Source organism: Microcystis sp. LE19-131.1A (assembly GCF_027532015.1).
Classification (GTDB): domain Bacteria; phylum Cyanobacteriota; class Cyanobacteriia; order Cyanobacteriales; family Microcystaceae; genus Microcystis; species Microcystis ichthyoblabe_A.
Genome location: NZ_JAPZSS010000130.1, coordinates 1 through 12,520 on the forward strand (window position 1 = coordinate 1; position 12,520 = coordinate 12,520).

The 12,520-nt window shown below is 45.3% G+C and carries 7 protein-coding genes and 1 pseudogene; 2 read left to right on the forward strand and 6 right to left on the reverse strand.

Annotated elements, in window-relative coordinates:
- Positions 1-198, forward strand: a pseudogene (locus O9323_RS10860) (hypothetical protein); the annotation flags it as partial.
- Between the two features lie 275 nt (positions 199-473).
- Here O9323_RS10860 and O9323_RS10865 read toward each other — a convergent pair.
- The 3 genes from O9323_RS10865 to O9323_RS10875 all read right to left on the reverse strand — a co-directional run bounded on the left by O9323_RS10865 (position 474) and on the right by O9323_RS10875 (position 4,588).
- Positions 474-2,930 (reverse strand): S8 family serine peptidase, encoded by a 2,457-nt coding sequence (locus O9323_RS10865; RefSeq protein WP_288125095.1) that lies wholly within the window; start codon positions 2,928-2,930, stop codon positions 474-476.
- Between the two features lie 670 nt (positions 2,931-3,600).
- Complete coding sequence (locus O9323_RS10870; RefSeq protein WP_002778485.1) at positions 3,601-4,293, reverse strand: helix-turn-helix domain-containing protein; 693 nt, start codon at positions 4,291-4,293, stop codon at positions 3,601-3,603.
- 13 nt (positions 4,294-4,306) lie between these two features.
- On the reverse strand, positions 4,307-4,588 hold the full coding sequence (locus O9323_RS10875; RefSeq protein ID WP_002765183.1) for a ParB N-terminal domain-containing protein: 282 nt from the start codon (positions 4,586-4,588) through the stop codon (positions 4,307-4,309).
- A gap of 115 nt (positions 4,589-4,703) precedes the next feature.
- On the opposite strand from O9323_RS10875, the gene O9323_RS10880 reads away from it, so the two are divergent.
- Entirely contained in the window at positions 4,704-6,467 is a 1,764-nt protein-coding gene (locus tag O9323_RS10880; protein ID WP_288125096.1) for an SWIM zinc finger family protein, read from the forward strand.
- 656 nt (positions 6,468-7,123) lie between these two features.
- Here the strand turns inward: O9323_RS10880 and murI are convergent.
- The 3 genes from murI to O9323_RS10895 form a co-directional block, all read right to left on the reverse strand.
- Positions 7,124-7,936: a glutamate racemase gene (murI, locus tag O9323_RS10885; protein ID WP_002752872.1), complete on the reverse strand. Its 813-nt coding sequence runs from the start codon at positions 7,934-7,936 to the stop codon at positions 7,124-7,126.
- A gap of 97 nt (positions 7,937-8,033) precedes the next feature.
- Positions 8,034-9,932, reverse strand: coding sequence for an N-acetylmuramoyl-L-alanine amidase (locus O9323_RS10890; RefSeq protein WP_193976987.1), 1,899 nt, complete (start codon positions 9,930-9,932; stop codon positions 8,034-8,036).
- A gap of 387 nt (positions 9,933-10,319) precedes the next feature.
- The gene (locus O9323_RS10895) at positions 10,320-11,708 is read right to left on the reverse strand and encodes a cation:proton antiporter (RefSeq protein WP_288125097.1); all 1,389 of its coding nucleotides are present in this window, start codon (positions 11,706-11,708) and stop codon (positions 10,320-10,322) included.
- Between the last annotated feature and the right edge of the window lie 812 nt (positions 11,709-12,520).

Below are 12,520 nucleotides of genomic sequence, written 5' to 3' on the forward strand. Positions count from 1 at the left end.
TCCCAGCTTTGGTGGGTAAAATGTATTCTAAGATACATTTCTCCTAGCGAGGGGGTGGAACGAACCACAAAGACACAAAGGACACAAAGATCGATCGATCCTATGTCAATTAAACTTATCACACAGAACCTAGAAGAGCCAATAGACTACTTAGTTAATTATTATTCATTCCTAATTATCCTGACGGCCGAAGCCTAACCCTAACAACAATTTTTAGTTTTCACAAGAGGTCTCATGAATCCCCTCGTTAATTATTTTCGCAACCTGCAAGAAATCCACTCCTCCCAAGCAGCAGTAAAAGAAACCTCCTAAGACTAAGATAATGTCAACGCTCCCCCCAATTAGGGTTTTTTAGGCGATCGCATTTTAAAATTTTGTTTCATGTAAGGCGATCGCCTTTGGGAATTTCAGTTCACATAAAGGCGATCGCATTTCATATTTTCAGAGTTTACGTCAAGGCGATAGCGCTAAATTTAAATTAAAGTGTGAACGTCAACACTAGCTAGACCACCCTCATTAAAGGATTTAGCCAAATCACCTTTGCCATCTCCATTAAAATTACCCGCCAGCCACTGTTGAGCATCCCAAAACCCACCTTGACGAGTCGCCCATCGCTGCATGGTGAAACCACTCCCATTGGAAATGTGGACATCAATACTGGCTAGACCACCATCGGTAAAAGCTTTAGCCAAATCATCCTTGCCATCTCCATTAAAATCACCCACTACCCACTGTTGAGCATCCCAAAACCCACCTTGACGAGTTGCCCATCGCTGTATGGCGAAACTGCTGCCGTTAGAAACATGAACGTCAACACTAGCTAGACCATCCTCACTAAAGGATTTAGCTACATCATCTTTGCCATCTCCATTAAAATCACCCACTACCCACTGTTGAGCATCCCAAAACCCACCTTGACGAGTCGTCCATCGCTGTATGGTGAAACTGCTGCCGTTAGAAACATGAACGTCAACACTAGCTAGACCACCCTCATTAAAGGATTTAGCTACATCATCTTTGCCATCTCCATTAAAATCACCCGCCAGCCACTGTTGAGCATCCCAAAACCCACCTTGACGAGTCGTCCATCGCTGCATGGTGAAACTGCTGCCGTTAGAAACATGAACGTCAACACTAGCTAGACCACCCTCACCAAAGGATTTAGCTACATCATCTTTGCCATCTCCATTAAAATCACCCGCCAGCCACTGTTGAGCATCCCAAAACCCACCTTGACGAGTCGTCCATCTTTGCATAGTAAGCAAGTTTGGGGGATTAGGATTAGTACCTCCCAAAGCCTTAAACACATTGAGCCGCTTACCAGAAACCGTTTTACCGGCAAGGGATGCCAGGGGGTCGCCCGTGTTCATTAAGGCGTTTTTCACCTGTTGGGCTGTCCAAGTAGGATTTTGTGACCACAATAAAGCCGCCGCCCCTGCCACATGGGGACTTGCCATGGATGTCCCTGAAAGGGTCGCGTATCCACCACCAGGAGCTAGACTGTAAATGTCTGAACCAGGTGCACCTAAATCTACGCTGGTTAAGCCATAGTTTGAACCCCACCAACCACCAGTGTTAGCAAATGTCACCAGTTGATCATTACGATTGGTAGCGGCAACTGAAATAATGTTGGCAAGGTTGTAGCTGGCGGGATAGAAAGGATTCGCATCATTATTGTTACCATTATTACCAGCCGCCGCAATAAATAAAGCCCCTGCCTGACCCGCCGCGTTAATCGCATTGTAGAGTCCTTGACTAAAACCGCCGCCTCCCCAGGAATTATTGGTGAGCTTAACTCCTTTGGTCGTCGCATAGTTAATTGCCAAGATGGCATCGGAGGTAGAGCCTGATCCTTGATCATTCAAAAACTTCAGGGGCATGATTTTGGCATTCCAAGCCACTCCTGTCACGCCGACCCCATTGTTACCTTTTCCCGCAATAGTTCCCGAAACATGGGTTCCGTGACCCTGAACATCACTGGGGTTATTGTCGTTGTAGGCAAAGTCCCAACCGCGAATGTCATCAACGTAGCCATTGCCATCGTTGTCAATGCCATCTCCGGCAATTTCCCCTGGGTTTGTCCAGATATTGCCAACTAGGTCTTGATGATTGTAGTCAACCCCCGTATCAAGAACCCCAATCACTAAATTAGGATTGCCTTTTTGAATATCCCAGGCTTCCGGGGCATCAATATCGGCATCGGGAGTACCGCCACTTTGTCCGGTGTTATGCAATCCCCAAAGTTGATTAAAACTGGGGTCATTGGGGAACGTGGCCTGGGTACTAATTGTACCCAGCGTCCGAATATAGTCGGGTTCAATGTATTCAAAAATCGGATGGGAGCGATATTGTTTTAGAATCTTCTCCACAGAGAGCGACCCGGATAACTTCCAAATCTCTGCCCCCGTCAGTTTAATCGTCTGGGTGCTAACAGCACCAAAGAGGGACTTAAACTGAGCAACTTCGGCACTGGCGATCCCCTGCTTAAACTTGAGAATCAGTTGATTGGGAGCATGGGGGGCAAGGGTGCTAGTTGCTGCCGGTCTTAGCTCTGAGGTGACGGCGGCAGCGGTGGGTACAGAGGCAGGACTCGACGCTTGACTGGTGGGATAACCAGAAGAGTTCATACTGAGGGAAGCGGGAAAGACCACTTGACTCGTAGCAGCAGGGGAGACTGGAACTGTGGGGGCCTCCGAGGAGAGTGTAGATGGGGAGGGGTTAGAGTTCAGGACTCCTAAGGGAGAAGTTTCCTTCGATGCCGACTCAGCTAAAATCGCACCTTTACGCCCAAGAGGATCTGTGTCATCAATCTGAGCATCAATGCCATGTCTTGTTCCTTGGTCAATTTGTTCTAAATCTGTAGATAAAAGCGTGATATTAAGAGGATTGAGCAAACTGTCACGAACAACGAAATCAAGAAAATCAGCCATCTTTAATTTCCTCCAAGCAAGAGAGATCAATAATTAAGTAGGTAGGCGTTAAAAATTATCATAGCACCCCGCCTATCAGCACCCCCCTTATTAAGCTATCCCTTATAGGGAGCTTTCTTAACAATTTTTGCAGTAAGCACTCCAACCCTTATCCTGACTTGATTTCAGTTTTTTCTTTGTCAGTAAGGGTGTCAACATAGAATTTATAGCATTTTTCTAATACACCAAATTAGCTGAAACAATCCAGTAGGGTGCGTTACGCTAACGCTAACGCACCAATCCCAGTTAGAAACCCAACATTCTTAACGACATTAGTGTAGTTGGGTTTCGCTTAAGCGTCGCTAATAGTAGTATCCTAACATCGGCAACAGATAAACCTCCGTCAACGATCTGTAACCATTGCTGGCGAACAGAATTTCGTTGGACAGGATCAGTAATGTGTTCAAAACAGTCATCGTAGTATGACATATTTTTTTCTCCGAATCACTCATAATCTCATTTTAACCGTTCAGGGGGCGGTTATCAAGCCGCCATTAGTTTTGTAATGGGGATTTATGCCCCGCTCCAAAAACTTTTCGTCTTAAGGCGAGGTTTTAGACTAGATTTTTTCGATAAAAGCAGACCACGGGGGAATTTTTCACAGCACTAAAGCTCTGCAAGAATTATCACTTTAAGCGGTGACATTTTCTGTTTCTACTGGTTGAATTTCTGGCATTTCTACTTTAATTAAACTCACTCTAGCACGATAAAGTAGTTTTTCCCCATGACGATAGCCCCGATAACGCACTAGAACAGGTGTACCTATTTCCGCTTGACCATCGATCAATTGATGGATTTGCGGATCATAACTAACATGATCACCGACACTGTCAATTGGTTGCACTCCCCAGCGCTCCAGTAACTGCATAATCGGTTTAACTAGGGAGAGGATTTTGACGGCTGCTAGGTCGGGATTTTTGCGGGCAACGGCCTCGGCCGTGGGCCATTGAACTAACCAAGATTCGATCGCTTCGATGCTTTGACGTTGAAATTCTGCGGCTAATTCTTCTTTTTGCTGGTCTAATTTTTGCTGTAAATTTTGATACTCTTGTTCGAGAATTTTTAATTCCCCTGAATGATCCTCTGGCCCCATCGTCGGGATTTGAAAATGAGCAAGAAGATCGCTAACTGGCAGCTGCAGCCCCTTAGCTAATTTCACCAAAGATTCAGAGGATAATTTAGCGATTAAACCATGGCAAACTCTCTGCAATTGCCAAGAAGATAGACCCGATAACTGACTCAATTCTTCCAGATTTTTACAGCCAATTTCTGCCATTAACTGCTCTAATTTTTGCCGATGATATTTATATAAGGACTCATTCATGGGACTTCTCAGCTTAAGCGATGTGTTTAGCTAAAACGGATTTAGGAGCGCGACGAACTCGACAGAGAATTGTTTCTTTACCGAGACGCTGATGAGCTGCAAAGCGATGGCAACCAGAAAACCCGTAGTAGTTACCATCCACCTCCAAAACATCGATCGGTTCTCGTAATCCCTCCTCAGCGATCGATTGCATCAACTGATTAACTTTTTCGGGATCGGTTTGTCGCGGTAAAGGACGACGAATTTGGGACAGAGGAATATTTTTAATTTCCATAGTGTCTTCACTATAGCACATTTAGGCTAAACTGTAGATAAGTTAACTCGGTTGCTGATGCAGTGGTCTGGCTCCCTACTGGCAGTTTTCTGGCCACAGACAAGATTCTATCACCCAATCCTCTCCTTTTCTGACTATGACTATTCCTCCTATCAATGAAAAGATTATCCAGCAAAATAGCACCAATGCTTCCTATCAGCGCGGTCAATATTATTACGATAGCGGTGCAGTTATTTCTCTTTGGCAACGGGGGCAAAATCTACAAGCTTTAGTGAGTGGTAGTGAGGTTAAACCCTATCGAGTTGCTATGGATTTTAACCAAGAAAACCTTGAGAATGTCTCCTGTTCCTGTCCCTACGATTATGAGGGTTGGTGTAAGCATATTGTGGCGGTTTTATTAACCTGTTCTCGTCAACCAGAATTAATTATTAAAAAAGCCTCTCTAGAGGAGTTATTGACACCGATCGATGAAAGTAAATTAAGAAAATTGCTTAATCATTTAGTGGCTAAACACCCAGAAGTTATCGAGACAATTGATAAGTTTTTAGTGCCAGCTACCCCACTTAATAAAGCGGTAGGGAAGATAACTGTTAATGTCAAAGCTTATCGTAATACTGTCCGTAATGAACTGCGGCAATCCCTACGAGCGATCGAAGAAGATTACTACGAAGAAGATCCAATTTCTGATGAAATTTATGCCCTAGCGGATGAGGCCAAAGATTATTATCAAAAGGGAGAACCCGATAACGCGATCGCTATTTTAGAAGCAATTATTAGCGCCTGTATCGAGGAATGGGATAATTTAGAAGATTACGGTGCTGTTAATGATGATTTAAGTGCTAGAATCGATCGAGTTCTAACGGCAGCAATTTTAAGCAAAGAATTTAATCCCCAAGAAAAGCAAGATTTAAGGGAAAAAATCGAGCAATGGCAGCATGAATGGAGTGCCGATTTTGAGATGAGTTTAGCAGCCTTACAACAGGGATGGGACGATCCAGTTTTAGAGAAGATTTTACGAGGAGAATCGGCTAATTTTTCAGAAATGTGGTCAGGGAATATTCCCTATTATGCCCAAGCATTAACTTCTATTCGCTTAGAAATTTTCGAGCAACAGGAAAAAGATCAGGAGTATTTGAATCTAGCTTTAGCTTCAGGACAAGTGGTAGAATACCTAACTAAGTTAGTCTATCTTGATCGCATTGAGGAAGCGATGGCAGCGGCAAAAAATATGATAACTAAAAACGATGAAGCCTTCTTTTTTGCCAAAGCTTTACGCGATGAATCCGCACCAGAATCCGCTCTCATAATTGCCAGGGGTGGTCTAAATTTCCCAGGGAATTATTATTATCAATTAGCTCTCTGGACAAGTGAACTAGCGCAATCTTTAGGGGATATAGATACAGCTTTAGCTGCTAGAATTAAGGCATTTCAAGACCAACCTTCCTTTTCCCATTACCAAAAAATTGAGTCTTTAGCGGGGGAAGATTGGCCCGATTTAAAACTAGACTTGTTAGATTACTTGCGCGAGTTTAGCGGTGGACGTTCCACAGAGGCTAAAATCGATATATTTCTCCACGAAAATTTAGTTAGAGATGCAATTAAAGTCGTTTCTGATAATTCCTATGTGCAGTCTCACCTAATTTGGCGGATAATGGATGCGGCTGCTACCGTCGATCCTGACTGGGTGATCGATCACGCTCGTCCTCCTGCGGAAAAGATACTGGACGAAAAAAAGGCAGATCGCTACGAAGAAGCGATTAAATGGCTGAAAAAAGCTCGTAATGCCTTTTATATGTCGGGAAGACGGGAAGAATGGCAAACTTATCGGGAAAGTTTAATTAAGGAACACGGACGCAAATCAAAATTTATGGGGTTATTCAAATATCAGGATTTACAATAATTTAAGCTTGTAGCCGTCAGTTATCGGCTAAAATCAGGCTTTTTTTAGCTTGTAGAGTGGGAATTTGTCCTCAGCTTAAGTCTAGTGATGTTTCGACGCAAATTCTTTTATGCTACAAATTGAAGTGCGGAATGTAGGTTGTAGTAAGTAGTCATGCAAAATAAATTTCCTAGTGAAGACAGGCAAGAGGCAATAGGCAAGAGGCAAAAGCTTGATCGAAATGTGTAATTAATTTTGCTTAGGTACTTATCTTCTCGACTATAGCAGTTTTCATCAGAATGAGGTATGGGCAAGGAGCTTAAACCCTTTGTTGGCAAAACTTGTCGATACCTCAGTAATGTGAAAAGCGCTATCCTTTATCGGGAAATTTCAAATCTGCCTTGGCTATTACAAAAATTCATATTTATGTCTTGTGAACCTGCTACAGCTAAACGCAATGCTTAGTTACTGGTCAGTTGTTTCTGGTACTATCGTCACCTCCATCATATTCTCCTTCTGCCCCTTCACGTTAATCTTCCTCACCGTCCCAGAATAAGACGATTGCACCTCACCCAACCCTTTGATACTAAATCCGTTGAGTATAGGATACATATCAGGACAGGCAAAAGGCAGCTGATAACTGCTCACTGATAACTGCTCACTGAAAAGGCTAACGGTTATAAAACGGGGACGGGTAAATAAACCTTTTCTACCGTAGGAGAAAAACCTAGCCATTGACGAGATAAACGAGCAAAAGTGTCAGGATCACCGCTAACTGCGAAGTTAGTAGGTAGGGATGTTTCGGGATTTTTGAGACCTAATAATTCTAGTTCTTTTTCCGCCGCTCGGACAACGGCAGCTGCGGGATCTACCAAGCGCACGGAACTAGGTAAAAGACGACGTAAAACTGGGGAAAGATGACGATAATGGGTACAACCATAGACCAGAGTATCAATATTTTCCGCCAGTAAAGGCTGAAGATATTCCCTAGCCACTTGTGTGGTATAGGGGTCAAAAATGCGGTTAGCCTCGATCAAAGGGACAAACTCAGGACAAGGAATTTGCCAAACTTGGGCAGTAGGATCGATTTCTTGAATTGCTTGTTTATAGGCATTACTTTTAGCCGTAGCCGGGGTAGAAATCACCCCTATGCGCTTTCCTTGTTTAACGGCAGTTTTGGCACCGGGTAAAATTACCCCCAAAATTGGTAAATCTTTAAATTCGGCCCGTACTTCTTCTAAAGCCAAGGCGGAACTGGTATTACAGGCCATAATCACCATTTTCACCCGGTGCTCGCCCATCCAAGTGAGAATTTCCCGGACAAATTCGATAATTTCCCCTTTAGAACGGGTTCCGTAGGGAAGTCTAGCGGTATCAGCAAAATAGAGAATCGATTCTTGGGGCAGCTGTTTATACAACTCCCTTAAAACTGTCAGTCCACCCACACCACTATCAAACACACCAATCGGACTAAATTGTGATTCTCTCATAGATATCGAGGAAAACGCTGATCTAAAGTAGCTTTATTTGATGATATTAAAACACGGATTTTTTGATTGGTAAACTAATGCTCCAATGATTTAATCATTAACGGAGATTTCGTTGAATATATTCAATAATCCCTCCTGCGATCGCCGCCGCCATTTGTCGTTGAAAGTTGGCATTGGCTAATTTAGCAGCATCCTCAGCGCCAGTAACGAAACCCACTTCCACGAGGGTAGAGGGCATTTTCGAGGTTCTCAGCACATAGAAACGGGCCCGACGCACCCCTCGATCGCGCATATCGACACTGCGGACAATATTGCGATGGATGGTGTCCGACAAACGGCGATCGCCGAAGTAGTACACCTCTATGCCGTTGACATCCGGTCGTGCTTTCCCCATAGAGTTAGCGTGGATACTGACAAATAGATCGGCATCGATCTGGTTAGCCAGATCCGTGCGACCTTGCAGGGTGACAAAAAAGTCGCTATCCCTAGTTAGACGCACATCGATGCCCTGTTGTTGCAGAATGCGGGTAACTTCTAGGGAAATGGGCAGAATTACGTTTTTTTCCTGAAGGCCACCAATTCCGATCGCCCCCGGATCCTTACCACCGTGGCCCGGATCGATCACCACTAAAAAGCGGCCATTGCGTTGTCGAGGATTATTAGGAGTGGGGTTAGAGGGGCGCGGAGGTGGGTTAAATTGCCCCGTATCTGGGGGTAAAGGGACAGGTATAGTGGTGGAGTCAGGAACCTGAGAAACGGGGCCAGAATTGCGGGAGGAAAGCAATTCTAGGACTAGGGTTTGACCTTCCGACTGATTGAGGCGACCGAATTGAAATCCTGCCGCGGTCTGTACCAAAATCAGCACCTTATTGACACTTTCCTGACGTACCCGTAATTGATAGATGGGACTAGAGCGACCAAAGCGCGGACCGCGAAAAGACTCGGCTAACTTAGCATTTTCGATGCGTAGTTCATAGACCCCATCCCGGTTAACACTGCCGTTAGCTTTCAGGGGTGAATCCCCACGAATTAACAGGCGATCGTTATTACCCGCCAGATCGATCGAGGAGATCGTCGCCAAACGATTGCTAGAAGGGGGATTATTGGCAGTTTTCGGGGGGGGATTATTGGGACGAGGATTGGGATTGGTCGCTCTAGTGGGGGGAGGTGAGGAGATATTATCCACGGCACCCAGACCGCCCCTAGGCAGTAAAACCAAGCCACCAAAACGACTATAGAGAGCTTGCCAATCGGGACTATCTCTATTAACACTTAGGGAAATCTTGGCCCGTTGATTGGCAGTCTGACTGAATTGAATATCACCGACCCCATAGCGATTGACGGGGATAGTTTGACCGGTGAGACTGCTGGGTAAAGTGGCCCCGGGTAATTCAAATTCGATTTTTTTGCCGTCCCGGCTGCGTTGACTGCGAATCGATCGCTCATCACCATTCTGCTCTAAACGGACAAAAAGACCATTGCGAGTGACTTGAAAATCATCGTTGTTGTCCGTCTGGCTAACTGGAGGTGGGGGAGTGGGACGGGTGGAACCGCGATCGGGGGGAGGTGTGGGGTCAGGGGTAACGGGTGGTTGCGTTTCCTCCCTAATCGGTTGGGGATCTGGCAATTCCACTGTCCATTGGGTGGGCGAAATTCCGCGAATTTTTACCTGTTGAGGATCGACAGTGTAGCCGGGGGCTAATTCAATCACTAAACGGGTAGTTTCCGCATCAAATTGACCGATACGGACACTTCTGACGATATTGCCAATGGGCCGGTTAATATTGGGTTGCCCTAACTTGATCCCGGGCAGATCGATCACGATCCTGGTGGGGTTAGTGATCATTTGCGCTCGCGGTTGCACTCGATTGTCGGTAGTGAACACCAGACGATTCTCATTGGTGTCGAATCGCCAAAAGACGAGCTTGCCAGCCCAAGCAGGGGCCGCCACCAGCAACCAAGTTAATGCGCTTAGGAATAACCAATGAAATCTCACGATCGATGCTCCCGTTGCTCAGTTATCAATTACCTTTTTTCGGTAAAAATGGACTATTTTGTTGATTTTTTGCCATCCATAGCTCCGTTAATGCTCTGAGAATAACTATCAATAAAAACAAGCTTATGGGACGTTGGCATGGTCTGCTATGTTTCTGATCAGTTATCAGTCATCAGTCATCAGTTATCAGCTTCTGAAGGTAAGAGGCAAGAGGCTCCAAAAAAGAATCTGGCAATTCTCCTACCTAAAAATAAGGTTAGAAACTAAGTACATCAAAGCTTTTAGCTTAACAAATTAGGATTTGGATTCGGACCTCGTTATCAATGAAAAGACGGCACTGTTAGTGCCACTTAATACTGCTCACTTAACACTACCACTGGTAACTGCTCACTGCTCACTGATCACTGATTGAGGGCTGGCGGTGGGTTCTTTAAATACTAACCTTAACAGGGGCGGAGCGATAAAGGTAGTCAAGATCACCATCATAATAATCGCCGCGTCGGTAGCGGGGGATAAGGCACCACTAGCAGCCCCGACTCCAGCAAAGACTAAACCCACTTCACCCCGGGGAATCATGCCAACTCCGATCGCCAAGCGATTGAGTTTTTCCTTGCTGAAAACGGCTAACCCCGTCACCACTTTACCCAAAATCGCGACGACAATTAGGAAAGCCGCTAAGACTAATCCTTCTCGATTGCTGGGAATAGTGGGATTAAGCACACTTAAATCGGTTTTTGCCCCCACACAGACGAAAAATATCGGTACAAATAAATCGGCGATCGGGAACACTTGTTCTGCCAATTCCGACCGCTTTTCCGTTTCCCCTAGGACTAGGCCGGCAGCAAAGGAACCGAGAATCGCTTCTAGTTGGATAACTTGGGCAATATAGGCAAGAATAAAGGCGAAAATTAGGGAAACTAAGAGCAATTGTCCCCTAGTTTTCATTCTATTAACTAATTGAACGTAAAAGGGGCTTAAAAAACGACCGATCAGGATCGCCCCCACCACAAAAGCGCTAGAACTAATAACTAGATAAATTACCTTGCTAATCTGCACTTCTCCGGTCTTCACCAAAGAAGCAACGACAGCGAGGACGATAATACCGAGAATATCATCGAGAACCGCTGCCCCGATGATAATTTGACCTTCTTTCGCCGATAACTGCCCTATTTCTGCTAAAACCTTGGCGGTAATGCCGATACTGGTAGCGGTTAGGGCTGCCCCGGCAAAAATAGCGGGAATGGTGGCCAGATGGAAAATGTAGATTAAACCCAAAGTACCCACCAAAAAGGGAACCGCAACCCCCACCACTGCCACAGCAGCTGCCTGGGGACCGACGCGAATTAATTCCTGCAAGTCCGACTCTAAACCGATCTCGAACAGCAGGATAATTACCCCCAATTCCGAGAGGACGGAAATCACCTCACTGGCAGCACTAAAAACGGCGGGAGATTGCTCCGGGGTGAGGGATGAGGTGGATTCTAGGAAATGAATGAGGAGAGAATCCTCGAATCCCGCTCCTCCTTCTGGAAAAACCAGTAATTTTAGGGCAGAAACTCCGATAATTACGCCACCGACTAATTCTCCTAACACGGGAGGCAAGTTGAATCGGACGCATATTTCTCCCCCCAGTTTACAGGCGAAATAAATAACGGTCAAACTCAGCAGCACGCAGGCTAAAACTAAGGCACTATCGGCAGTTTCGGCCGTAGCTGCCGAGGCTAACAGGGTAAGATTAGGACTCCAAGCGGAAGAAAGGAAAGGCTGTAGTATCATCGCTCGCTCAAAATTACTCCCAATACTCTAACAAGCTGGCGGCCTATTCAGTGATTCCCTATTAAACTTTGCCCCTTGTCCAACTTCTACGAGGGTTCAGCCGTGGCCGGGTGAGGATCAGATAAATTGTCAGACTTGCTATTATCGGTGAATAGGAGGCAAAATAGCTAATAGTTGACTCCATATTCCGATTTTTGACGACTACCGCCGCAATCATCGCTTTAGCACCGCCAGGCCTTTCTTTCGCCAGTTGGTAAATAATTTTTGCAGACCCCTTGACAAGATGCTTATTTTGTGCAATGAGTCAGTAGCCGGTCGTTTCAGGCTTTGTTGCCCTCTTTTTTTTGTACCAGTTTATGTACTAAAAGAAGGATAATGCAAGGTTTTTGAGGATCCTAATCCTATATTCTTGCACTAACATCGGATTTTAACAGGTCAAAAGCCTTATTTTAAAAGGGTTTTACCATTATTCAGCAAGCCCTAAATAAGTAGGTAGGCGTTAAAAATTGTCAGATACCCCCCTTATGGCTCTCTTATTCTTTGTGTGATAAGTTTAGATTATCTAGAAGCGATCAATCTTTGTGTCCTTTGTGTCTTTGTGGTTCGTTCCAGTTGATTGCCAGCAGGAATGTATCCTATAATACATTTTACCCACCAAACCCAAGATACCCCCCTTATCAAGGGGGGATTAAGGGGGGATCAGCGCCCCCCTTATCAAGGGGGGATTAAGGGGGGATCAGCGCCCCCCTTATCAAGGGGGGATTAAGGGGGGATCAGCGCCCCCCTTATCAAGGGGGGATTAAGGGGGGATC